Annotated in this window: 22 protein-coding genes and 1 tRNA gene; 8 read left to right on the top strand and 15 right to left on the bottom strand. The window is 46.4% G+C overall.

The window, feature by feature from the left end:
* Nucleotides 1-20 precede the first annotated feature (20 nt).
* Together fadD and rnd are read left to right on the top strand one after the other, a co-directional pair.
* Complete coding sequence (gene fadD / locus R7190_RS17620; RefSeq protein ID WP_005382216.1) at nt 21-1,712, top strand: long-chain-fatty-acid--CoA ligase FadD; 1,692 nt, start codon at nt 21-23, stop codon at nt 1,710-1,712.
* Between the two features lie 79 nt (nt 1,713-1,791).
* On the top strand, nt 1,792-2,910 hold the full coding sequence (rnd, locus tag R7190_RS17615; protein WP_031777213.1) for a ribonuclease D: 1,119 nt from the start codon (nt 1,792-1,794) through the stop codon (nt 2,908-2,910).
* Nucleotides 2,911-2,987: 77 nt separating this feature from the next.
* Here the strand turns inward: rnd and minE are convergent, their stop codons facing one another.
* The 3 genes from minE to minC are packed head-to-tail and all read right to left on the bottom strand — an operon-like array spanning nt 2,988 to nt 4,746.
* On the bottom strand, nt 2,988-3,251 hold the full coding sequence (gene minE, locus R7190_RS17610; protein WP_005388332.1) for a cell division topological specificity factor MinE: 264 nt from the start codon (nt 3,249-3,251) through the stop codon (nt 2,988-2,990).
* A 2-nt stretch (nt 3,252-3,253) separates the two neighbouring features.
* Complete coding sequence (gene minD / locus R7190_RS17605; protein ID WP_005388331.1) at nt 3,254-4,066, bottom strand: septum site-determining protein MinD; 813 nt, start codon at nt 4,064-4,066, stop codon at nt 3,254-3,256.
* A 17-nt stretch (nt 4,067-4,083) separates the two neighbouring features.
* Nucleotides 4,084-4,746 carry a septum site-determining protein MinC gene (gene minC, locus R7190_RS17600; RefSeq protein WP_005382304.1) on the bottom strand — a complete coding sequence of 221 codons (663 nt, stop codon included), beginning with the start codon at nt 4,744-4,746 and terminating at the stop codon, nt 4,084-4,086.
* 197 nt (nt 4,747-4,943) lie between these two features.
* Here minC and R7190_RS17595 point away from each other — a divergent pair, with 197 nt between their 5' ends.
* The 4 genes from R7190_RS17595 to R7190_RS17580 all read left to right on the top strand — a co-directional run bounded on the left by R7190_RS17595 (nt 4,944) and on the right by R7190_RS17580 (nt 8,734).
* Complete coding sequence (locus R7190_RS17595) at nt 4,944-5,225, top strand: YcgL domain-containing protein (protein WP_005382303.1); 282 nt, start codon at nt 4,944-4,946, stop codon at nt 5,223-5,225.
* 48 nt (nt 5,226-5,273) lie between these two features.
* Nucleotides 5,274-6,245 (top strand): lytic transglycosylase domain-containing protein, encoded by a 972-nt coding sequence (locus tag R7190_RS17590; protein ID WP_005388330.1) that lies wholly within the window; start codon nt 5,274-5,276, stop codon nt 6,243-6,245.
* A gap of 87 nt (nt 6,246-6,332) precedes the next feature.
* On the top strand, nt 6,333-7,277 hold the full coding sequence (locus tag R7190_RS17585; protein WP_025766976.1) for a LysR family transcriptional regulator: 945 nt from the start codon (nt 6,333-6,335) through the stop codon (nt 7,275-7,277).
* Between the two features lie 257 nt (nt 7,278-7,534).
* Nucleotides 7,535-8,734 (top strand): NupC/NupG family nucleoside CNT transporter, encoded by a 1,200-nt coding sequence (locus R7190_RS17580; protein WP_005382298.1) that lies wholly within the window; start codon nt 7,535-7,537, stop codon nt 8,732-8,734.
* 68 nt (nt 8,735-8,802) lie between these two features.
* Here R7190_RS17580 and folD read toward each other — a convergent pair whose 3' ends face one another.
* Nucleotides 8,803-9,663, bottom strand: coding sequence for a bifunctional methylenetetrahydrofolate dehydrogenase/methenyltetrahydrofolate cyclohydrolase FolD (folD, locus tag R7190_RS17575; protein ID WP_186584417.1), 861 nt, complete (start codon nt 9,661-9,663; stop codon nt 8,803-8,805).
* 203 nt (nt 9,664-9,866) lie between these two features.
* Here folD and R7190_RS17570 point away from each other — a divergent pair.
* Both R7190_RS17570 and R7190_RS17565 read left to right on the top strand, forming a co-directional pair.
* Nucleotides 9,867-9,943 (top strand) — tRNA-Arg (locus tag R7190_RS17570).
* A 163-nt stretch (nt 9,944-10,106) separates the two neighbouring features.
* The gene (locus tag R7190_RS17565) at nt 10,107-11,798 is read left to right on the top strand and encodes a class I SAM-dependent methyltransferase (protein WP_132936501.1); all 1,692 of its coding nucleotides are present in this window, start codon (nt 10,107-10,109) and stop codon (nt 11,796-11,798) included.
* A gap of 94 nt (nt 11,799-11,892) precedes the next feature.
* On the opposite strand, the gene R7190_RS17560 is transcribed toward R7190_RS17565, so the two are convergent.
* Genes R7190_RS17560 through R7190_RS17510 form a run of 11 tightly spaced genes read right to left on the bottom strand, consistent with a single transcriptional unit; the run spans nt 11,893 to nt 23,092 of the window.
* On the bottom strand, nt 11,893-13,116 hold the full coding sequence (locus R7190_RS17560; RefSeq protein WP_042523982.1) for a beta-ketoacyl-ACP synthase: 1,224 nt from the start codon (nt 13,114-13,116) through the stop codon (nt 11,893-11,895).
* Nucleotides 13,113-13,838 carry a 3-oxoacyl-ACP reductase FabG gene (gene fabG / locus R7190_RS17555; RefSeq protein ID WP_005388326.1) on the bottom strand — a complete coding sequence of 242 codons (726 nt, stop codon included), beginning with the start codon at nt 13,836-13,838 and terminating at the stop codon, nt 13,113-13,115. Before fabG ends, R7190_RS17560 begins: the two co-directional genes overlap by 4 nt.
* Entirely contained in the window at nt 13,835-14,299 is a 465-nt protein-coding gene (locus R7190_RS17550) for a hotdog family protein (protein WP_017634799.1), read from the bottom strand. The genes fabG and R7190_RS17550 overlap by 4 nt, the downstream gene beginning before the upstream one ends.
* Nucleotides 14,292-15,479 carry a beta-ketoacyl-[acyl-carrier-protein] synthase family protein gene (locus R7190_RS17545; protein ID WP_054578011.1) on the bottom strand — a complete coding sequence of 396 codons (1,188 nt, stop codon included), beginning with the start codon at nt 15,477-15,479 and terminating at the stop codon, nt 14,292-14,294. The genes R7190_RS17550 and R7190_RS17545 overlap by 8 nt, the downstream gene beginning before the upstream one ends.
* Nucleotides 15,480-15,499: 20 nt before the next feature.
* Nucleotides 15,500-16,111 (bottom strand): DUF3261 domain-containing protein, encoded by a 612-nt coding sequence (locus tag R7190_RS17540; protein WP_054578010.1) that lies wholly within the window; start codon nt 16,109-16,111, stop codon nt 15,500-15,502.
* Nucleotides 16,108-18,450, bottom strand: coding sequence for an MMPL family transporter (locus tag R7190_RS17535; protein ID WP_064376296.1), 2,343 nt, complete (start codon nt 18,448-18,450; stop codon nt 16,108-16,110). Before R7190_RS17535 ends, R7190_RS17540 begins: the two co-directional genes overlap by 4 nt.
* The gene (locus tag R7190_RS17530) at nt 18,422-19,042 is read right to left on the bottom strand and encodes a LolA family protein (RefSeq protein WP_064376295.1); all 621 of its coding nucleotides are present in this window, start codon (nt 19,040-19,042) and stop codon (nt 18,422-18,424) included. The genes R7190_RS17535 and R7190_RS17530 overlap by 29 nt, the downstream gene beginning before the upstream one ends.
* Nucleotides 19,042-19,488 (bottom strand): acyl-CoA thioesterase, encoded by a 447-nt coding sequence (locus R7190_RS17525; RefSeq protein WP_064376294.1) that lies wholly within the window; start codon nt 19,486-19,488, stop codon nt 19,042-19,044. Before R7190_RS17525 ends, R7190_RS17530 begins: the two co-directional genes overlap by 1 nt.
* A complete protein-coding gene (gene hutH / locus R7190_RS17520; protein ID WP_064376293.1) occupies nt 19,488-21,041 on the bottom strand; it encodes an HAL/PAL/TAL family ammonia-lyase in 1,554 nt (517 codons plus the stop codon). The genes R7190_RS17525 and hutH overlap by 1 nt, the downstream gene beginning before the upstream one ends.
* Nucleotides 21,025-22,731, bottom strand: coding sequence for a glycosyltransferase family 2 protein (locus R7190_RS17515; protein WP_165935336.1), 1,707 nt, complete (start codon nt 22,729-22,731; stop codon nt 21,025-21,027). Before R7190_RS17515 ends, hutH begins: the two co-directional genes overlap by 17 nt.
* The gene (locus R7190_RS17510; RefSeq protein WP_132936503.1) at nt 22,724-23,092 is read right to left on the bottom strand and encodes a 3-hydroxyacyl-ACP dehydratase; all 369 of its coding nucleotides are present in this window, start codon (nt 23,090-23,092) and stop codon (nt 22,724-22,726) included. Before R7190_RS17510 ends, R7190_RS17515 begins: the two co-directional genes overlap by 8 nt.
* Between the last annotated feature and the right edge of the window lie 3 nt (nt 23,093-23,095).

The raw sequence follows: 23,095 nt of genomic DNA, 5'->3' as shown, positions 1-23,095 counted from the left end.
TATAAACGAGGAGTAACATCGTGGATAAACCATGGCTTTCACGTTATCCAAGTGACGTACCTGAAACCATTAATCCAGAGCAATATGAGTCTTTGGTAGAAATGTTTGAACAGTCTGTACAAAAATATGCAGACCAACCAGCATTCATGAACATGGGCTCGGTTATGACCTTCCGTAAATTGGAAGAGCGTAGTCGCGCATTCGCAGCGTATCTGCAAAACGAGTTAAAACTGCAAAAGGGTGACCGTGTTGCTCTGATGATGCCAAACCTACTGCAATACCCAGTGGCGTTGTTTGGTATTTTGCGTGCAGGTTGTATCGCCGTAAACGTTAACCCACTTTACACTCCTCGTGAACTTGAACACCAATTGAATGACTCAGGTGCGACGACGATTGTGATTGTGTCTAACTTTGCGAATACGTTAGAACAAATTGTCGATAAAACACCAGTCAAACACGTAGTGTTAACCAGTCTTGGTCAAATGCTGCCACGAGCGAAAGGTACGATTGTCGATTTTGTCGTGAAGTACGTTAAGGGCATGGTGCCTAAGTACGATTTACCTGGTGCAATCTCAATGCGTCAGGCTCTACGTAAAGGTCGTCGTCTACAATACGTTAAACCGTTTATGTCTGGGGATGACATTGCATTCCTGCAATATACGGGGGGGACGACAGGTGTCGCGAAAGGCGCGATTCTGACTCACCGCAACATGATTGCGAACGTTCTACAGGCAAAAGGCGCGTACGGACCGGTTTTATCTCCGGGGCGTGAATTAGTCGTGACAGCATTACCGCTGTATCACGTATTTGCTCTTACCGTAAACTGTCTGCTGTTTGTTGAAATGGGTGGTCGTAACTTACTTATTACGAACCCTAGAGATATTCCAGGGTTCGTGAAAGAGCTACAAAAGCATCCGTTTACTGCGATTACGGGCGTGAATACCTTATTTAATGCATTGGTCAATAATGAAGATTTCCACGAGTTGGATTTCAGTAATCTACGTTTAGCCGTTGGCGGCGGCATGGCAGTGCAGCGCTCAGTGGCAGAAAGATGGCAAAAGACCACGGGTTGCTATTTGCTCGAAGGTTACGGTCTAACAGAGTGTTCTCCGTTGGTGGCGGCATATCCGCATGATCTTGTTGAATACAATGGCTCTATTGGTCTGCCGGTACCATCAACAGAAGTTCGTATCGTGGACGAAGAAGGTAACGCTCTTGCGAATACTGAAACTGGCGAACTTCAAGTTCGTGGTCCTCAGGTTATGCAAGGTTACTGGCAACGACCTGAAGCAACGAAAGATACGATTAACGAAGACGGCTGGCTATCAACCGGCGACATCGTTAAGTTCGATGACGAAGGCTTCCTGCATATCGTTGACCGTAAGAAAGACATGATCTTAGTATCAGGCTTTAATGTTTACCCGAACGAAATCGAAGACGTTGTAGCACTACACGGCAAAGTACTTGAAGTTGCTGCTATTGGCCAGCCGCATGAAGTGTCTGGTGAATTAGTGAAGATTTATGTCGTGAAACGCGATCCGAGCTTGACCAAAGACGAAGTGATCGCGCATTGTCGAGAACACCTAACTGGCTACAAAGTTCCGAAGTTGGTTGAGTTCCGCGAAGACTTACCTAAAACCAATGTCGGTAAGATCTTGCGTCGTGTTTTACGCGAAGAGAATGACGCTGAACTTGCGAAGAAAAGCGCATAAGCCGATTTCGTCGAGTCGAGAGATTTAAAAAATGATAGAATGCCAGCGTTTTGCTGGCATTTTTTATAGCGAGAAGTATGTGAACTATCAAATTATTACTAAAAACAAAGACCTAGAAGAGGTTTGCACTCATGCCCGAGAGGCAGACGTAGTGATGCTGGATACCGAATTCGTTCGTATTCGCACTTTCTACCCGCAGTTAGGTCTGATTCAGCTTTTCGATGGTAATCGCCTCTCGCTGATTGATCCGACTGAATTAACGGATATGACGCCGTTTGTAGCGCTATTAAAAGATACTTCTGTGCTAAAAGTGCTGCACGCATGTGGTGAAGATTTAGAAGTTTTCCAAAACGCTTTTGGTTGTACACCATTCCCTATGGTGGATACGCAGCTGATGGCCGCTTTTCTCGGTCACGGCCTATCGACAGGCTTCGCATCGCTGGTGGAAGAATATTTAGGCGTAGAGCTCGACAAAAGTGAATCACGTACCGACTGGATGGCTCGTCCACTGACACAAAAGCAATTAGATTATGCTGCCGCAGATGTTCATTACTTGTTACCGTTATACGAAAAGCTGTTCGATAAGGTGACGCAAGCAGGTTGGTGGGAAGCTGTACAGCAAGAAAGTGATTTACTCGTTTCGAAACGTATTCGCGTAACCAATGAAGAGAATGCCTACCTTGATATTAAGGGCGCTTGGCAATTAAAACCTTCTGAGCTGGCGATTTTAAAGCCATTGGCGACGTGGCGTTATCGTGAAGCAATCAAACGAGATTTAGCGCTGAACTTTATCTTCAAAGAAGGTGATCTATTAACGGTCGCTCGTCTTGGTTTAACGAACTTTAAGAAGATGGAAGCAGAAGATATTGATATCCGAGCGATTAACCGCCATGGCGCGAAGATTGCCGCGATTGTTAAACAAGCGAAGCAAACACCTTCTGAAGAGTATCCTGCGAAAATTGAGCGTTTAATGGACTATCCGGGTTACAAGCAGGTCTTCAAAAATATGAAAGACTTGGTGAAATCGGCTTCGCAGAAGTCAGGTTTAGCCACGGAGTTCCTTGCCTCTAAAAAGCAGATCAACCAGTTGATCAGTTGGGTTTGGAAAAAAGATCGTGACCCAGAAGTATTGCCTGATTTGATGCAAGGGTGGCGCTTGGATTTACTCGGCGACAAGATGAACAAAGCATTAAAGTAATGAAAGATGAAAAAGGTTGGCCTCGATGCCAACCTTTTTCGTTCTAATTAGAGCATTCGTCTTGCGAGAGAAACTGATTACTTTTCTTCGTCTGGTAGCTTCACATTCAGCTCAAGAACTGAGATATCGTCGTCTTTGTGCTCAAATGTTAAGTCAACCATATTTGGATCAATTGCCACGTACTTGCTGATCACCTTCAAGATGTCTTCTTTTAATTGAGGCAAGTAAGACGGCGCAGGATCATTTTGGCTGCGGCGCTCTGCGACAATGATTTGCAAACGCTCTTTAGCTAGATTCGCAGAAGTTTTCTTCTGTGGACGGAAAAATTCTAATAATGACATGTCTAGCCTCCAAAGAGTCGTTTAAAGAGTCCTTTCTTCTCCTCAGTAAGGAAACGAAATTCAACCTGATTGCCTAATAAGCGATCAACGGTGTCAGAATAAGCCATACCCGCATCGGTGTTATCGTCAAAAGTGACTGGCACACCTTTGTTTGACGCGTTAAGCACGGCTTGGCTTTCTGGAATCACGCCCAGTAGTGGAATATGTAAGATCTCCTCAACGTCTTCAACGCTTAGCATTTCGCCTTGAGTGACGCGAGATGGGTTGTAGCGAGTCAGTAACAGATGCTGTTTTACTGGCTCTAGCCCTTGTTCTGCACGCAGTGACTTAGAATCTAAAATACCGAGAATGCGGTCAGAGTCACGTACAGAAGAGACTTCTGGGTTCGTTGTGACAATGGCTTCATCGGCATAGTACAAGGCCATTAACGCGCCTTGCTCGATACCTGCTGGTGAATCACAAATAATAAAATCAAAGCCCATTTCATCAAGTTCACCGAATACGCGCTGAACACCATCTTTTGTCAGTGCGTCTTTATCACGAGTTTGAGAAGCAGGAAGAATAAATAGGTTGTCCGTGCGCTTATCTTTGATCAGCGCTTGGTTTAATGTCGCTTCGCCGTTAATGACGTTTACAAAGTCATACACGACGCGGCGCTCACAGCCCATGATTAGATCGAGGTTACGCAAACCGATGTCAAAATCGATCACCGCGGTCTTTTTTCCCTTAAGAGCTAGACCAGAGGCGATGGCTGCGCTTGAAGTGGTTTTACCAACGCCACCTTTACCAGACGTTACTACAATAATGCGTGCCATTTTTTTTCCTTTTTAGATTAAATCGCGAGAACTTCTAAATGTAATGATTCATCGGCTTTACTGATCATTACTTTCTTTTGCCAGTACTCGCTTTCAATTTGATCGCTTAACCAGTAGTCACCCGCAATGGATACCAGTTCTGCTTGTAAATCGTGGCAAATAATACGCGCTTCCTGCTGACCACTTGCTCCTGCAATCGCACGACCTCGAAGTGTGCCATGGATATGAATAGAGCCGTCAGCAATGACTTCAGCACCTGCACTTACGTGCGCTAGCACCACCAAATCACCATCTTTTGCGTAGATCTGTTGTCCTGAGCGGACAGGCGTACGAACTACTTTCGTTGGTGCCATTTTGGCAGGTGCTTGGCTTGGCGATTTGCTCGCCGACATAATGGCGAAGCCAGCTTCGGAAGCAAGGTTTTGTACACGCTTGTCTTTACAGCCCGTTACACCGACCGGAATAAAACCGGCATCTGAGATGCCTTGTTTAAGCTTAGGGAAATCAATGTCGCCTTGTACTTTTGCTATATTGATTACCAAAGGCGCGGATGCAAAAAAAGAAGGTGCTTGAGAAACTTTTTCTTGCAAAAATTCGACAGTCTTTGCGATCTCATTGTCAGAAAGGTGTAAAACTGACAATGTAAAACTGCTACCTTTAAGGTCTGGTGAATGGGTCATCGTGGACTTCTTGCCTTTATTGAAAGAGCGTTGCCTTAAACTAGGTATGTCATGTTATATTTCATCCTTTGACGCAGCAAGTTCTCTCGTGGGCAAATAGGTGAATTAATCTCAAATTTGCTATTAAGTTTGCGAGAATTTGACGTTTACAACCTAATCCGCACTCAACGCGGCTAAATCAGCATAAAAGGCGTGTCATGCTTTGTTCTATTTATAAAAGCTCGAAAAAAGAAGGTACTTATCTCTATATTCCGAAAAAGGATGATTTTTCACAGGTTCCTGACACCTTAATGCAGATGTTCGGTAAGCCTATCGCTGTCATGACGATTAAACTTGATGGCCGTAAATTGGCACAAGTTGATATCGAAAAAGTGAAGGCTTCATTACAAAATGATGGCTTCTTTCTTCAGGTTCCACCGCCGCCGGAGAACCTATTAGAAAAGTACAAAGAACAAAAAGCCCAGCAGAAAGGCGAATAACGTCATCGTTTTTCATCTGGGATTTCTGCCTTGCTCAAGGAGGGCAATATGAAAAAGATACTGGCTACCATGCTTAGCGTTGGTATGTGTACCTCGGCTTTTGCAAGTAGCGAGGGTTTTGATGAATACTTGAATAAGCTGCGTGCTGAAGCTCGTGATAAAGGTATCTCAGAGCAGGTCATTAGTGCTGCTTTTGCTAATGTTGAGTACAAGCCCCGAGCAGTAAAAGCGGACCGAAACCAACCAGAAAAGAAACTGACATTGGATGAGTACATTCCTCGCGCGGTGCCTGAGTGGAAGGTGAAGCAAGCCAGACAACTCTACAAAGAGCATTACACTGAGCTAAAGCGTATAGGCGATGAGTACGGTGTCCACCCGCGCTTTATTGTGGCACTTTGGGGAGTTGAAAGTAACTTTGGTAAGTTTACCGGCAACTTTAAAGTGATTGATGCACTATCCACAATGGCATTTGAAGGCCGTCGTGAAGAGTTTTTCCGTAAAGAGACCATGTCGGCACTGCAGATCCTCGATCAAGGCCATATTGAGCTAGAGAACTTTAAAGGCTCATGGGCTGGTGCGATGGGTCAATGCCAGTTTATGCCAAGCTCTTTCCTTCGTTTTGCTGCTGACGGCAACGGTGATGGTAAAAAAGACATATGGCAATCTGAAGCGGACGTGTTTGCATCAACCGCTAACTATTTGAGCAAGTCTGGTTGGGATGATAAATATACTTGGGGTCGCCAAGTTAAGGTTCCTAAAAATATTGATCGCAGCCTGGAAGGGCGCACGGCTGAAAAAGGCAAATACCTTCAAGAGTGGAGCCAATTAGGTATCACAAAATATGACGGTAGCCCGTTGCCAAAACTGGATGAAGACATCAAAGCATGGTTGATCATGCCGGACGACGAGAATGGTCGTACGTATCTGGTTTACAATAACTACAACGTATTGATGAAGTGGAACCGCTCTTACTACTTCGCACTTGCTGTGAGCCACTTGGCTGACCGCATTAAATACTGATCTGCCACAAACAATTCGGCATCCAGTCTTCAATACAAGGGCTCTTCGGAGCCCTTTGTTTTTTCTATAACCAAATCGAGGTAAAGCGTGTTATCTGAACGTGCCGCACAAATGGTGATTTTCTCCGCTCTTCTTAAACACAAAAGCTTCACAGCTGCTGCAAAGAGCTTAGGCGTGTCGGTGTCTCATGTGAGTAAACAGTTGAGTCAGTTAGAAGCGTCTCTTGGTATCAAGCTTGTTCAACGCACTACGCGAAGCTTTACGCCGACAGAGGCAGGGAAAACCTTTTTTCATCACTGTGAGCAAGTGGTACAAGCGGTGAGCAGCGCCACATTAGAGATGGAAACCCAGCGGGATGAAGTGGCAGGTTTGGTACGTCTTGGGTTGTCGCAATCATTTGGTACCTTACACATTATTCCAGCGATTCAAGAGTTACGCGAACTGTATCCTCAACTTCAAGTGGAAGTACATCTGTTTGACTATAAGGTCGATATGTTAGCCGAAGGGCTCGATTTATGGGTAACCAACAACGAGCATTTGCCTGAAGGTTACATTGCGCAGCGTTTGACGGATTGCCAGTTTGTTGTTGCGGCATCGCCAGATTACTTATTGAAACATGACTCGCCAACAGAACCGGATGACCTATCTGCTCACAACTGCCTCATATACAGAAGCTGGGAGCGTGACTATACGGGGTGGGCGTTTACCAAAGATCAGCAAGAATTGAACGTAAAAGTCTCGGGTAACTATTCAGTGGATCTGGCAGAAGCCGTCCGGGACGCGGCTATTGCAGGTTGGGGTATTGCCTACCTTGCCACTTACTTGCTGGGTGATGAGTTCAGAACGGGTAAGTTAATACAGCTGTTACCTGACTGGAAAGCCAGCCAGTCGATGCCGTTTTATGCGGTATACCCAAGCCGCCAACATATGCCAAAAAAAATATCCGCAGTGATTAACTTTATCAAACAGAAGATCGGCAACCCTTGTCATTGGGACCAACGTTTAGCACCTTACATCTCTATTCCTAAATAACAGGATCAATGACGTTGTAGAACGACACATAAAGTGATTCACTTCACAAAAATTTTTCCTGAACCAGAAACATATTTTCCATATGGAAACAATTAAAATAAGCAAACGTTTATCTTCAATAAATTCAAGTGGTTATTTTATTGGTCAGTTATTGGTCTCTTAAACTTTTCACACTGTTAACATCCTCAACTTGCAGCATTTTGAGTCCGCTATACAATCCGGTGCCTTCCATATCCCCCTTCTGTCGGATTCATTTTATGAACTCAATTATTGGTATCGTAGCCATACTATTCCTAGCATGGCTACTTTCTACAAATAGAAAAAATATAAAGCTGAGAACGGTGTCGTTTGCGTTTGCTTTGCAGGTACTGTTTGCGTTGTTGGTTTTATATGTACCAGCAGGAAGAGATGCGCTGAATTCAGTGAGCAGTGTTGTGTCGAATTTGATCAACTATGGTCAAGAGGGCATTGCGTTTTTATTCGGTAATTTGGCGACAGGGGGCTTCACCTTTGCGATCAATGTTCTGGGTATCATCGTTTTCTTCTCCTCTCTTATCTCAGGTCTTTATCACATTGGTGTGATGCCAAAAATCATTAACTTTATCGGTGGTGGTATTCAAAAGCTGCTGGGTATCGGTCGTGCGGAGTCTTTGTCTGCAACAGCAAACATTTTTGTCGGTACCATTGAAGCACCATTGATGGTAAAGCCTTACCTAAAACACATGACTGACTCGCAGTTCTTTGCAGTTATGACAGGTGGTTTAGCGTCAGTTGCTGGCGGAACGTTGGTCGGTTACGCATCACTGGGTGTCGACCTCAACTATCTTATTGCAGCTGCATTTATGTCGGCACCTGCCGGCTTGTTGATGGCAAAAATTTTAATGCCAGAAGATACGGATAAAGCAGCAGATATCGACATTAGCCAAGTTGAAATTCCACGTGCAACCAACGTAGTAGAAGCATTAGCCGATGGTGCCATGGCGGGTGTACGCATTGCTGTATCGGTCGGTGGTACGTTACTGGCGTTTATTAGTGTCATTGCAATGCTAAACGGTATGTTAGGTTGGATAGGTGATCTGATTGGGACACCATTAAGTTTTGAGCTCATCCTAGGTTTTGTGTTTGCGCCGGTCGCTTGGTTGTTGGGTATACCATGGCAAGAAGCAACCACAGCAGGCTCGTTGATTGGTAACAAGATTGTTGTGAATGAGTTCGTCGCTTTCATCCAGCTTGCAGAAGTGAAGTCTCAACTTAGTGAACACTCACAAGCAATCGTGACGTTTGCTTTGTGTGGCTTTGCAAACATCTCAAGCATGGCGATGCTGATTGGTGGGTTGGGCTCTTTGGTACCAGAAAAGCGTGCATTTGTTTCTAAGCATGGTTTCCGTGCGATTATCGCTGGTGTCATGGCGAACTTAATGAGCGCTTCGATTGCGGGCGTGATTTTAAGTCTGTAATTGAAATAGATATCAACAATTAGCAAAAAGGCTCCTTGCGGAGCCTTTTTCGTATCTGAAGTTTTACGTTATTTGTCTGTGTGGAACTGTTCGCAAGCGAGCATCGTGTTCTCAATTAAACTTGCGACGGTCATTGGGCCAACGCCACCAGGAACAGGAGTAATAAAGCTCGCACTTTCACGTGCTTTGTCGTACTCCACGTCGCCAACTAGTTTGCCTGAGTCAAGACGGTTAATACCGACATCGACCACCACTGCGCCTTTTTTAATCCACTCACCAGGGATGAAGTTAGGCTTACCAACCGCAACCACGACAATGTCAGCTTGACGCACATGACTCTCTAGGTCTTTGGTAAAACGGTGACATGTTGTTGTTGTGCAGCCCGCAAGCAGCAGCTCAAGTGTCATTGGACGACCAACAATGTTTGATGCACCAACCACAACCGCATGTTTACCACGTAGCTCAATGTTGTAACGGTCGAGTAGGGTAATTATGCCCTTTGGCGTGCAAGAGCGAAGCTTTGGAATACGCTGCGCAAGACGACCAACGTTGTAAGGATGGAAGCCATCCACGTCCTTCTCTGGGTGAATGCGCTCTAAAACATGTGTTGTGTCTATGCCCGCAGGAAGGGGTAATTGCACTAGAATGCCGTCAATTTCATCATCGTTGTTTAATTCATCAATCAGAGCTAGTAACTCTTCTTCTGAGCTAGACGCAGGAAGGTCAAAAGACTTAGAAACAAACCCAACTTCTTCACATGCGCGGCGTTTGCTACCGACATAAACCTGAGAAGCAGGATCTTCACCAACTAGAACCACTGCTAAACCAGGAGCACGTAGCCCAGCTTCAACACGTGCTTTAACACGTGCAGCCACTTCGGATCGAACAGTTTGGGAAATGAGAGTTCCGTCTATACTTTGAGCAGTCATGACTTTCCTTATAAATTAAGAAGGCAGATTATCTGCGGCGCATTGTCGCAGAATTTCTTATTAACATCCATACGCAAACGTTTGCTTTGTGGTGTTTTTGAACATTAAGCGTTTTAATGGACTTTTTTTAGGCATTCAGATCAGAATGTTATGAAAACCCGTTGATTTACCCGTTTGAACTCGTATAATCCTGTCCCTGTAGCGCGCCCTTAGCTCAGCTGGATAGAGCACGTCCCTTCTAAGGATGTGGTCATTGGTTCGAATCCAATAGGGCGTGCCATTTATTCAAAAGCCTCGATAACTCTTTGAGTTGTCGGGGCTTTGTCGTTTTTAGGTTTTTGGCTGTAATTGCCACTCTATCTACAACTTTTGAATGGCATTCTAGCCATTGCAATTTCTAGCAATTAATATGGACGCATATTAATTACCTTTCGTTAACCTTTATGCCTGCCACTTCTAACTTTTATGACCGACACGCCGACTCTTTCGCGAAGCAATACACATCGATCCAGTTTGAGGATGTCCACGCGAGTTGGAGAGTCTTCTGGCCCCAGGCTGGAGATCGTGTGTTAGATGTTGGCGCGGGCTCTGGTCGAGACGCGAAATGGATGGCTGAGCATGGGTGTGAAGTTGTTGCGATCGAGCCTGCTCAAGCACTTCTAAGGCTTGGTAAGTCTTACTGTGGCGATTCCGTTACTTGGCTTGAAGATGCATTACCTAAGCTTGAGAAAACCATTAATCTTGGCTTTCGCTTCGATTTAATTCTTGTCAGTGCGGTATGGATGCATCTTGCGCCTACGCACCGTGAACGTGCATTTCGCAAACTTGCAAATTTGTTAGCGCCTAATGGTCGATTGGTGATTAGCCTTCGTCACGGTGACTTTTCTGACGGTCGTAAAGCTTATCCCGTATCGGTTGAAGAGCTCGAAAAGTTTGCAAAGAATAGCGCTTTAATGGTGAGAAACGTATCTCTCGATGACGATCAGTTAAAGCGAACGGGTGTATCTTGGCAAACTGTAGTGATGTCTTTGCCTGATGATGGTTCCGGTGATCTGAATAAGGTTCGCCACATTATCGTCAATGATTCCAAATCGGCTACCTATAAGCTCGCACTACTACGTACTTTACTACGTATTGCAGACGCTCATTCTGGTGCAGTGGTTGATCGCAGCGAAGGTAAAGTTGCAATCCCATTAGGATTAGTTGGCTTATATTGGATTCGTCAATTTAAGCGTTTAATCGATAAAGAGAACATCCAGCAAGGCTCGAACTCGTCTAAAGGGCTAGGTTTTATAAAGCCCGATGGCTGGGGCAGACTTTCCCATTTAAGTCCTGATGATCTTGCTATAGGCACGACATTTTTTGGTGAAGATGCAGTGGCGCTTGATAAAGCGATAAAAGACAGCTTAAAAACCATAAAAGATGGTCCCGTCACTTTTACCTATCAAGGTGATAAATCAAACCCTTACTTTGAAATGATTCGTTCAGCTAAGAAGCCAAAACGTTCAATTGTTGTGGATAGCGAGTTCCTCGAAGGTTATGGGCTGTTTGTGTTGGATGAAAGCCTTTGGGATTGTTTTCGATTGTATAACTCTTGGATTGAGCCGCTGGTGGTCAACCAATGGATTATGGAAATGCAACGATTTCGGTCTAATCAAGAGCGGGGTATTCCACTGCAAACGTATCATGATTGTTTGGTCTGGATTGATAAAGACCATGATACGCGAGTCGTGCGAAAGAGAATTGAACAGTTGAAGCTCAGCCATTGCGACATTGTCAGTGTATGGAGTGGAAGCAAATTACGAAATGAGTATCACGTTGATCACTGTTTGCCATTTGCTTATTGGCCCAACAATGATAAGTGGAACTTACTACCAACATCTAAGGTTGAAAACCTAAACAAGCGTGATCGTATTCCTGCTAGCTATCGATTAAACGCATCCAAGCCGCGAATTTTGGATTGGTGGCAGTTAGCTTGGGGAGAGACGGATAATTTGAGTCGGACGTTTTTTACCGAGGCTTCATTGTCGCTACCTAATGTGCCTGCATCTTGTCAAGATTTTGAGCATGTCTTTGAAGCGATGGGATTACAAATTCGTGGTGTTAAAAGTCGCCTTTGTATCGCGGAATGGTAATGTCTTGTTTGCCGTTACAGCGTGATATATGAACCTGATAGGCAACCAACAAAAAAGCGCTGGTTAACCAGCGCTTTTGCATTTACTAAGGGCATTACATCTTTTTAAAGATGATGGAGGTGTTGATGCCGCCAAAGGCGAAGTTGTTACTCATCAAATATTTCACGTCCAGCTCTCGGCCTTGTCCGGCGATGTAGTCTAAATCACCACATTGCTCGTCGAGGTTTTTTAGGTTGAGCGTTGGGTTGAACCAGCCTGTGTGCATCATTTCTAAACCTAGCCACGCTTCAATCGCGCCACAGGCGCCTAGTGTGTGGCCAAAGTAGCTCTTGAGTGAACTGATTGGCACTTTGCCCAGAGCATTCGCTGTTGCGTTGCTTTCCGCAATATCGCCGCGGTCGGTGGCAGTGCCGTGAGCAGATACATAGTCGATCTTCTCAGCAGGAATGCCCGCATTTTGCAAAGCCATTTCCATACAGATTTGCATGGTTTCCATCTGTGGTTGAGTGACGTGTGCGGCATCACAGTTGCTGGCAAAACCGATGATTTCTGCATAGATTTTCGCGCCACGAGCGACGGCGTGTTCGTACTCTTCCAGAACTAGCGTTCCCGCACCTTCACCAATCACCAAACCATCGCGATCGGAGTCATAAGGTCTTGGTGTGCTTTTCGGGTCTTCATTCTTCAGACTGGTGGCAAAAAGGGTATCGAAGACAGCGGATTCCGTTGGGCACAATTCTTCAGCGCCACCAGCAACCATTACCGTTTGGTAGCCATGTTTGATCGCTTCGTAGGCGTAGCCGATTGCTTGGCTGCCAGAGGTACATGCACTGCTGGTTGGGATCACTCGGCCTTTCAAACCGAAAAATAGACCAACGTTCACTGCTGTGGTATGCGGCATCATCTGCACGTAAGTCGTTGCGGTGATCGCTTTGGTGGTTTTCTCATTCAGCATGACACCAAATGCACCGATTGCATCAGTACTGCCTGTTGATGAGCCGTATGCGATACCCGTTTGACCATTGGTGAGTACGTCGTTACCAATCAAACCTGCTTGGCTCAGTGCGTTTTCTGTTGCGACGGTCGCCAATTTGGAAACACGCCCCATGCCGCGTACTTGCTTGCGCTTGTAGTGCTTTGGCAGTTCAAAATCTAAAATTGGTGCCGCGAGCTTGGTGTTCAAACCATCATACTGTTCGTAAGAAGGCATGTATTGCGTCGCGTTCTGGCAGTCACGCAGTTTTGGTTCGACAGATTGCCAATCGTTACCAAACGCAGTCACGCCTGACATTCCGGTTACAACAACTCGATGGCTCATACTAGGCCTCCGTTTACCGAAATGACTTGGCGAGTTACATAGCCTGCGATGTCAGACATAAGGTAACTGACTAAACCAGCAACTTCTTCTGGCTCTCCCATGCGGCGCAAAGGAATTTGCGGCATCGCATGTTCTTTCACGTGTTCGTCTACCATGCCTGTGTCGATAAGCCCTGGAGCAACGCAGTTGACGGTGATTTTGCGTTTTGCCAGTTCAAGCGCGAGTGATTTTGTTGCACCAATTACGCCCGCTTTCGCTGCGCTGTAGTTAGTTTGACCACGATTCCCCATTAGGCCAGAGACTGATGCAAGCGTAACAATTCGGCCGCCTTTGCGCTTTTGCACCATTGGCATAACACAAGGGTGAAGAACGTTGTAGAAGCTGTCTAAGTTGGTATGAATCACACCATCCCATTCTTCTTCGGTCATCGCAGGGAAAGCGGTATCTTTTGTGATGCCAGCGTTGTTTACTACGCCATAGTAAGCGCCGTGTTCGGCGATATCGGCTTCTAGCTTCTCACGACAATCTGCACGGTCACTGATGTCGAATTGGATAAGACGACCGCTACCACCATGCTGTTCGATGGTGTTTAGGGTGTCTTGCGCGCCTTGTTGATCGCCCATGTAATGGACAATGACTTGGAAACCATCTTTGGCTAATTGAACGGCAATGGCTTTACCGATGCCTTTGCTGGCACCTGTAACGAGGACTTGTCGGGTCATTGTTGACTCCTGATTTTCATTTCTTGTAATTTTTCTTCTGATGGAACGTAAACGTTCAATTGGCAAGTCGCTACAACAGTTCCTTGTAGCTCAATACGGGCTGAAAAAACCGCCATACCGTTATCTTCCATAACTTTTTCAGCATACACATCGAGCACCTGTCCGCGAGAAAACGTATCGCATTCAGACGTGTATCGACGGCTACCAAGCAAAAAGCCAATCGGTGGCGCTTGTTCTTTCATTAATGCGTGGTAACCAGACCACGCCGCGACAGATTGCGCCATAAACTCAATGCCAACGTAAGCTGGCACAGTTTGAGAGGCCGAGTCGAAGAACGGGTTGTGTTCTGCGATATCAACCTGGCAGTGAATCGTATCTTGTTGAACATCCAAAGCACGATCGACCAAGATCATTGGTTTGTCGTGTGGCAAAAGTTGTTCGATGGGAGGAAGTTTAGTCATGAGCGTAACCAAAAATAAGACTAATATTATTGCCACCAAAAGCAAAAGAGTTGCTGAGAATCGCTTTGTTACCCAGTTTGGTTGGCGTCTCAACTAACGATATATGGATATCGTCTGCTTTGGTTTCGCAGTGTTGTATTGGCAAATCAAGGTTGTACTTGAGAATATGCCAAGCGATCGCGGCTTCCGTTGCACTTGCTGCGCCTAATGTGTGTCCGGTAAGTGGCTTTGTCGAGCTTACGGGAACGGAGTCACCAAAGCAGCGATGAATGGCTTTGCTTTCCATCGCATCGTTTAACGGCGTTGCTGTGCCATGCGCGTTGATGTAACCAATGTCTTGCGCTGTAAGTCCTGCATTGGCCAACGCTTTTTTCATCGCTTCTTCTGCGCCTAACCCTTCTGGATGTGGTGCGGAAATATGGTGTGCGTCTGAGCTGTCGCCAGCTCCGAGAAGAGCAACGGGCGCAGGTGTTTTGCTTAGCAACATTAATGCTGCGGTTTCACCGATATTGATGCCGTTGCGATGTTGGTCAAACGGCTTACAAAGGGTATCGGATAGAGCTTCTAAACCGTTAAAGCCGTTTAGTGTGAGGCGACAAATGGTATCCACACCACCCACAATAACTGCATCAACAATGCCAGAGCGAATCAGGCGTTGCGCGGTTAAAAAGACACGGCCACTAGAAGAACAGGCGGTTGAAACTGAGTAATGTGGGCCGCTCAAATCAAAGTAGGCGGCAATAAAATCGCTGCAGTTGCCAAGCTCTTGTTTGGTGTAATGGTAGTCGGCAGGAAAATTACCCTTTGCCAGCTTTTCACCAAATGCGATTTCGCCATCTGAAATGCCAGATGTGCTGGTGCCGATCACGACTGCGATACGGTCACGACCATATTTAGCAATGGCGTCACGCACGTCGCCTTCGATTTGCTGCAAAGCCGAAAGTGCGAGGCGGTTGTTTCTCGTATCAAACTGGCTGAGTGCGGGTGGTAATTGCGGTAACGTCTGTGCGATTCGACCGATTACTGTTTGGCGGCCTGAATTTAAAATATCTCGGTCAACCACCATGTTGGATGGCTTCGCTCCCGATAAACACTGGTGGATGAGCGCATCATCTTGTCCCATGGCAGAGTGAAAGCCACAGGCCTGAATATACAAAGGTTGAGAAGAGCGAATAGGCATATTGTTATTCTAAATTGTTCTTAATTAATCTGATGTTGCAGTGTTTGAATAGAAATTGAAAACTGATGTTTGAGGTGATGAAAATCAATCTTACCCTCTAACTTGTTAGAAGAGCTGTATTGAATCTCAATGATCTTTTCACCGTCGCTATCAAAGATGGCGCGAGAATTATTTTTATCAATAATTCGCCACCTTACCTCATTTAACGATCCTTCCCAAGCGGAACTCGGCCAGAGCGTGATCATCAGGTTAAATAATACCTGTTCTGGCTGCGGTAGCGAACCTTGTAAACCGTTGAGCACTTCGGTTTGAATTTGTTCTCCATCGTAAGACAGTGAGAGTACTCTTGTCCCCCAGGATGAAAAGCCTGCCAACACCACTTCGTTGTTGGTCACTTGCAGTTGTACCGGAAGTTGCTCAGATGTGGTTTTACCATCTATTGCCCAAGAAGCCGTAATTAACTGACTGGCAGACAACTGATAGCCCAAGCTTGCGGGAGTGGGCAAGCTAACTTGGGTGTGCTCGGCAATGTCGACCAGAGGCGTCGATTGGTGAGGGACCAAGCTGCATGCACTTAAAAACAGACTCAGTACGATTAACGTCGCGCAGCGAAAAGCATGGTTAAAAATCATGACGTCGTTTCCTCTGTTTTAATCGCAATCGGAGAGAGCAGCCAAGCAACAAAAATACCACTTAACACCGTAATGCCGAAACTGTGAATCGCGTGAGTTTGGCTGAGTGATAGCAACCCAAATGACAGCACAGTGGTTATTGCCGAAAGGGTGATCGCCAATAGTGTGCTCACGCTGCGGGCTTTCTCGGCAAAGAACAGAGTGTAATCGATCCCGATACCAAGAATGAGCACCAAGCCAAGCAAGTTGAATAGGTTTAATGTTGTTCCCATCGCGACTGCCGTTGCCAGACCGCAGGCGCAAGCAATCAATGATGGCAGTAAAACTCGCCAACTGTGTTGCAGACCGTACCGCTTGATTAATACCAGAAAGATCACAGCACTGGCGGCTGCCAATAGTTCCATGATTTTGATTCGGTATTCACCAAATAGGGCGGATATTTCCTCAGCTTTGTTTAGATAAACAACATCAGACTGCGATTTGGCAAATGCCTTAACAACGGCGGAGTCTTGCAATTGGTTTAACACCACTACCGTTGCAGATTTTCCTTTGATCTTACCCAAATGGAGAAAACGCACAGGCGCTGATACTGGGTTTTGCAAGTACTGATCAACCGTGACAGGGATAAAGTCGGCGTCCATTTTAGGCTTTTTACTTAAGCTCAGTCCGGAAGCTAGTGGGCTGGATTGTGTCGCGTAAAGATCGCGAATCAATTGATAGTCTTGTTGCTGACGCTCCACCGAGCTCAAGTAGCGGCTCAGACTTTGGTAGCTTTCGATGGTGCTGTCCGCTTTCCACGCTTCTAATGTTGGCGTCAAAGACTCCAGCTTTTTCATTAGGTTTTCGTCATCGTCGGCGGTAACGACCAACATTTGCTGCGAAGATTGCATGCCACTAAGCGTCGTAATCAAGGTTTCTTGCTGCTTGAGATCGTTCGGCATCGTTTGCAGTAGACGAATGTCGTCATCGTAGTTCAATTGCAGCAAGAAAAAGCCACTCGCAACCACACATAACATCGGCAATCCGACTTTAATTCGAGGTTGATTCCAAAGCGTTAACCATTTCGCCAACAGTGATTGTCCCGGTAATGTCGAAATGGATCGCGATGGGTTACGAGCCAGTATCGGATACCAAGCCACCACGGTGACGTAGGCGGCAATCAGACCAATGGATGAAAACAGAGCAAGCTGCTGCAAACCAGGAAACGGTGCCACTAACATGCCCAAATAGCCGATCAAGCTGGTGATTAAGCCAAGTGTGATAGCTATGAAAATATGCTTTAATCCTTGCTCGCTATCCCATTCATTTCCCGCCGCAAGACGTTCGGTTAGGTAGTGGAATGCGTAGTCGATAGACACGCCGATTAAACTTGCGCCAAACACTAAACTGAACAGATGGACTTTTCCAAAAATCCACGTTGTCACTGACAACGCAACGAGCAAACCAATGGTGATGGAAAGCAGTGCCAGAGACAGCGGCATCACACTCCGAAAGACCAGCAAGAACAATGCAATGATACCGAGTAGAGAGAATACACCGATGGTGCTGATCTCCGATTTTGCACTTTGCGTACCAAAGTCGGCGTAAAATAGAACGCCAGTATGTGCGACTTCAGCGCCATATTTCTGCGCGACGCTTTGTTCTAGCGCTTGAATATCAGGGACTGCAAGCTGCCCAGTTAGGCTATAAGGCGAGTCTTTTAGTTCGGCAGTAATAAGCAAGTATTGAGCATCGCCTTTTTCGACGGACAGATAGCCGTTATCCAATCGGAAAGAGGACGATTGCTGGGTAACTTGGCTTAAATAATCACGAAATAGCAAGAAAGGGTCATTTTGTAACTCTTGCCCAGTCACCCCAGAAAACGGGTTGTACAGCGACTGAATCACATGCTGCACTTGCTGTTCTGGATTTTGGCTTAAACGCTCTCGTTGTTCAGGCGTCAGCAATTGGAAGCGGTGCTTAAAGTAGTAACTCGCCCAAGCTTGCTGTTCTTGAGGTGAGATTTTTCCTACCACATCGCGAAAATGATTACTTTGGCGTAACCCCTTATCAAATTCAGCGGCCGCTGCAAAAAGGGCATTTTTGTCCGGCGCTGTGATCACGAAAATGACTTTGTCGCTCATACTTGCCGAGACCGACTCAAAGGCTTGCTCAGCCACCGGGTTTTGTTGGTTCTTCGGCAGCAGTTTTAAAATGTTGGTCTCAATCGGAGATTCTGCACTCCAAACCCATTGTTTGAGTAGCAACGCGCCCGCTAAAACAACGAGATTGAGCCAAACCAGAGCAAAGGTGTGAGTGCCAAGACTGAGTTTAGAAACGGAATTGAGCGTCTTCGGCATCCGTGAGTTCCTGAGGTAGAGAGGTCTGGTTCGTAAACGTGATTTCGGTTTTATCGCCGCGCAGCTCTTGTAGGGTTAGGCGATCAATGTGCGTTTTACCGGAAAGAGTGATGGATTGAAACACCGCATTTAATGGCGACTGTTTGGGCACTAAAACGAGCTGCCAATGATTGTTCTCAACTGAAAAATCGAGTGTGAATTGTTCTTGCAGTGCAGAAGTATCCCCGTGGAACACGGATAAAAACACATGGCTAAAGTAGAACGCCATTGGGTTTTCTTCTGCAGAGATCGTTTTCGGAGCTTGGTCGGCAAAAGTCTGACGAAGTTTGTTTTCCGTCAATACCAAATTGACTGCGAAAGGTTCTGTTTGTTGCCACAACAAGCCATGTGTTTTGCTCAGTGTGAACTGACCTTTAGAGGTTAAAGGTTGACTAAACATTTCCAGATGACGCTGCTGCGTAAAATCTCCGCGTACGATTTCATGCTGAGACAACTGCTGTTGAAGCGACGCCAAATCCGTTACGTTTGCTGTCGGTGTGGCCAGTGCTGGAACAGAAAATATCAACAAAAAAGAGAGTAACCACTTTTGCATTAGTTCCGGCTCCCATGGTTGTGCCATTGCTCTACTTTATCTAAAAAGACTGCTGGAGACACAAAGCACATCTCTTGCTTTTCAATGGATACGGCGACTTGCGTTGTATGCGCTTTGCACATACGTTGATTCGTTTCGGCGTCGTAAATCACGTAATCCACACGTAAGCGGTTTTCCCACTCCGTGAGTTGCGCGGTAATACGAATGGTGTGATTAAACGGAATCGCCTTCACGTATTTAACGCGCGTATCGATGATCGGCCACATGTACCCAGAGTCTTGCATATCGCGATAGCTGTATTGGAGCTTCTCCATCAGCACACGACGCGCTTCTTCAAAATATCGAAAGAAGTTGCCGTGATAAATCACGCCCATCGGGTCAGCATCTTGGAATGAGGTGACCATAGTCACCTCCGCTTCTAATGGGTAGAGAACCTGCTCTTGCATTATACCTCCACGTAGAGTGGCCAATGACGTTGCTGAATGCGTTCAATGAAATGACGCAAATCTTGTTCTAACGGGCGATCTTCAATCACAAACTCAAACTCGCTCAGTACGGCGTCACGAATTACTCGCAAACTCTGACTCATGTGGTGTTCGTCCAATTCGTTATGACGGCGACGAATCTCAACCGCTTGAACGCTTGCTAGGAGTGAAGCCGCAGCAACTTGCTCTGTTAACTCAAGTACGCGTAAGCAATCACGAGCCGCGATGGTGCCCATGCTCACTTTGTCTTGGTTGTGACATTCGGTTGAGCGAGAAAAAACGCTTGCTGGCATGGTGTTTTTCAACGCTTCTGCCGTCCAAGCTGAGATACCAATCTGAACCGCTTTAAAGCCGTGGTTGATCGGTTTACGCTCGCCTTCTGCACCGGTTAAGTTAAACGGCAGGCCGTTATTGAACTTGTAATCCATCAATTGCGCCATCTGACGATCCAGCAAATCAGCTAAGTTGGCAATGTTCACTTTCAACGTATCCATCGCCATTGCGATATGACCACCGTAGAAGTGACCGCCGTGCAGAACGCGCTCATTGTCGCCATCGATGATTGGATTGTCGTTGGCACTATTTAGTTCATTCTCAATCAATTGACGTAGCCAAGGCAGTGAGTCTTGCACCATGCCAATGACGTGTGGCGCACAACGTAGCGAGTAACGATCTTGCAGTCGGTCGCTATTGCGTGGCGGACGCTCAGCATTGAGATCATCACGCAGCCAAGCCGCAACTTGCTGTTGACCAGGATGAGGTTTTACCGCAAACAACGCTTCATCAAAGTGGAAGTCATTACCTTGCATACCCACAGAGACCATCGCGGTAATCTTGGTGCACAGCTGCGTTAGGTATTCTGCGCGTTTGTAGGCAAGACAGGCGAGGGCAGTCATCACGGATGTACCGTTCATTAACGCCAAACCTTCTTTTGGTTTTAGGCGAATTGGCTCAATGCCCAGCTCTGCAAACACTTCTTGTGTTGGTCGCACATCGCCTTTGTAAAGCACTTCACGCTCGCCAATTAAGGTCGCTGCTAGGTAAGACAGAGGCGTTAAATCGCCACTTGCGCCCACAGAGCCTTCTTGTGGAATACGCGGCGCAATATCGTGATTGATAAGCGTAACGATTTGGTTCAACAGACCGTGAGACACGCCAGATACGCCTTGCGACAATGAACATAAACGTGTCGCCAACACCGCACGAGCTTGCTCATGAGAAAGGATTTGACCTAAGCCACAGCCATGGAAGCGCGTAAGGTGCAACGGAAGTTCATCCACAAGAGCAGGTGGAATCGCCACAGTGCATGAATCGCCGTAACCCGTGGTCACGCCGTAAATAACGCCTTCTTCCTTCAGTAATCGTTCCAGAAACGCCACGCCACGATCAATTTTCGCGGTAAATTCTGGCGAGGTGTTCATGTGTGCCTTTGCACCTTGAGCAATGGCAACGACATCTTCGATGGTTAAAGATTGGGCACCAAAAGTGATGTTGTGATTATTGTTGTTTGTCATGTGGCTGATTACTTAAAGTCCAGAAGTTAAAAAAGTTGTACCACTGTAACGGCGCTTGCAGTGTGTGGTGTTCTAATCTTTGTGCGTACTGTTGAACAACGTGTTCTAGTGCCTGCTGACGTTCCTTGCGCGGTAGCGTGATTTGGTCACTAAAGTGTTCAAAGTACACATTAAAATGCGGAGTGTTTGCTTCATCGTCGCGTAGGCCGAAGAGTAGATAAACCGGCGCTTTTAATACCGAGGCCAGCATGAATGGGCCTTGCGGAAATGGCGCTGGTTTACCAAGAAAATCTGCCCAAACGACACGATTTTCTTTGCTGGTAGAAGTGCGATCGCCAACGATCACCACCCATTCGCCTTGCTCGATTTTTTGTTGAAGCAGAATCGCGGTGTCTGGTCCCATTGAGCTGACTTGAATCAAATTCAGTTCCGAGTTTGGGTTTACCGCCTTCATTACCGCATTAAATTGTTCAGCGTGTTGGGTAAATACCAAGGCGTTGATTTTGACATGAGAGTGTCGACGACCAAGCGCGCGGCAGAGTTCGATATTGCCAAGGTGCGAGCCTAAAATGAGCACGCCTTGTTTTTTCTGCGCCATCTCTTCGAAATGATGCTGGCCGTGAATGGTTAGGTTATCGACGTTAAAGTCACCTTGCCAGGCAGCCAGTTTGTCGAGCATGGTTCGCCCAAAGGAAAGCAGATGATGATAGCTGTCCAACTGCTTTGGCAGTGCGATGTTCTGCTGCGCTGCGTAGTGCTGTAAGTTGTTCAGGTAAACCTCAGACGCTTCACGGGCAGATTTACCCGTGAAGTGGTAGTAGCGCATGACTAGCTTTAAAATCAGGTCGAACGCTTTTCTACCGAACAAGCGGTAAACCGCGAGCAAGGTTTTGATGCCTAAAATCGTGCCTTGTTCTTTTCGTTTCGACCAGTGGGCATTGCTGTCGTCTGTGTGACGGCGCTTTCTGGCGAGTAGCGAGGGTATACGCGGCAACATGCCAAAAAATAGGCGAGTGTGCATCCAGCTTATCTTGACGTTATCCCACAATGCGTCGAAGTGGGAAATGCCACCTTCAGGGTAGATCACGCGCGTTGGAACAAAATCAATATCGACGCCTTCCCAGTACATTCGCACCAGAATCTCGATATCAAAATCCATGCGTTTGCCGATGTTGTACTTGTTCAACACGGCGACCGTTTTCGCCACTGGGTAGGCGCGAAAACCGCACATGCTGTCTTTGATAGACAGTGACAAGGTTTCTATCCACACCCAAATGTGCGTAGCGTAGCGACCATACAGACGGGCTTTAGGTACGCTCGCGTCGTATATCGGTTGGCCAGAAATCAGGTTATCTGGTTTTGTTTCGCTGGCGCTGAGCAATTTTGGTAGTGCTTCTAGGTCGTGTTGACCATCTGCGTCGATTTGAATGGCGTGCGTAAAACCAAGTTGGTGAGCTTGATGTAGGCCAGCCATCACCGCGCCACCTTTACCTTGGTTTTCGCTCAAACTAATCAGTTTTATCAGCCCTTGCTCACTCAACGCTGAAAGCGCTTGTTTGGTGTCTTCATTGCTGCCGTCGTCCACGACAAGCACTGGCAAATCGAAAGAGGATAACGACGCAACCACGTCTGCAATTGTGCTGCCGTGGTTGTAGCAAGGAATTAAAAAGCAGGGACGGTAATCACTCACGTGACTCACCCAGTTTCATTTTGCCTGAAGAGTGAGTCACCAAGGTTTCACCGTTTTTCGATGTGTACTTAAAGGTCAATTTCTCGCGCTCATTGTCCCAAGAGAGTGAGAGACAAACGTCGGCGTTTGGCAGAATCGGCTCTTGAAATTTGATGACTTCCATTCCTTTAAATACCTTGGGAGTGTTCAAATATTGAACGGCGCAGAACAACGCCCAGTCAATTTGAGTGACGCCGGGTAAAAGAGGAAAGTGACTGAAATGACCTTGGAAATCTAAGATGTCAGCATCCACACGCAGCGAAAGCTCCGCGGTGTGGTCACTCACTTCAATATTCTGAATGGTTGGTTTTCTTTTATCCATGTT

This window comes from Vibrio sp. 1078-1, from assembly GCF_033340475.1.
Note: the sequence above shows the minus strand (reverse complement) of the source record. Positions and strands in the feature narration are given on the sequence as shown.

Bases quoted from the DNA above. Each gene is read 5' to 3' on its own strand.
- minE (WP_005388332.1), bottom strand. From the start codon at position 3,251: ATGTCATTATTAGAATTTTTCCGTCCACAGAAGAAAACTTCTGCGAAT.
- minD (WP_005388331.1), bottom strand. From the start codon at position 4,066: ATGGCACGCATTATTGTAGTAACGTCTGGTAAAGGTGGCGTTGGTAAA.
- minC (WP_005382304.1), bottom strand. From the start codon at position 4,746: ATGACCCATTCACCAGACCTTAAAGGTAGCAGTTTTACATTGTCAGTT.
- R7190_RS17595 (WP_005382303.1), top strand. From the start codon at position 4,944: ATGCTTTGTTCTATTTATAAAAGCTCGAAAAAAGAAGGTACTTATCTC.
- R7190_RS17590 (WP_005388330.1), top strand. From the start codon at position 5,274: ATGAAAAAGATACTGGCTACCATGCTTAGCGTTGGTATGTGTACCTCG.
- R7190_RS17580 (WP_005382298.1), top strand. From the start codon at position 7,535: ATGAACTCAATTATTGGTATCGTAGCCATACTATTCCTAGCATGGCTA.
- folD (WP_186584417.1), bottom strand. From the start codon at position 9,663: ATGACTGCTCAAAGTATAGACGGAACTCTCATTTCCCAAACTGTTCGA.
- R7190_RS17565 (WP_132936501.1), top strand. From the start codon at position 10,107: ATGCCTGCCACTTCTAACTTTTATGACCGACACGCCGACTCTTTCGCG.
- R7190_RS17560 (WP_042523982.1), bottom strand. From the start codon at position 13,116: ATGAGCCATCGAGTTGTTGTAACCGGAATGTCAGGCGTGACTGCGTTT.
- fabG (WP_005388326.1), bottom strand. From the start codon at position 13,838: ATGACCCGACAAGTCCTCGTTACAGGTGCCAGCAAAGGCATCGGTAAA.
- R7190_RS17550 (WP_017634799.1), bottom strand. From the start codon at position 14,299: ATGACTAAACTTCCTCCCATCGAACAACTTTTGCCACACGACAAACCA.
- R7190_RS17545 (WP_054578011.1), bottom strand. From the start codon at position 15,479: ATGCCTATTCGCTCTTCTCAACCTTTGTATATTCAGGCCTGTGGCTTT.
- R7190_RS17540 (WP_054578010.1), bottom strand. From the start codon at position 16,111: ATGATTTTTAACCATGCTTTTCGCTGCGCGACGTTAATCGTACTGAGT.
- R7190_RS17535 (WP_064376296.1), bottom strand. From the start codon at position 18,450: ATGCCGAAGACGCTCAATTCCGTTTCTAAACTCAGTCTTGGCACTCAC.
- R7190_RS17530 (WP_064376295.1), bottom strand. From the start codon at position 19,042: ATGCAAAAGTGGTTACTCTCTTTTTTGTTGATATTTTCTGTTCCAGCA.
- R7190_RS17525 (WP_064376294.1), bottom strand. From the start codon at position 19,488: ATGCAAGAGCAGGTTCTCTACCCATTAGAAGCGGAGGTGACTATGGTC.
- hutH (WP_064376293.1), bottom strand. From the start codon at position 21,041: ATGACAAACAACAATAATCACAACATCACTTTTGGTGCCCAATCTTTA.
- R7190_RS17510 (WP_132936503.1), bottom strand. From the start codon at position 23,092: ATGGATAAAAGAAAACCAACCATTCAGAATATTGAAGTGAGTGACCAC.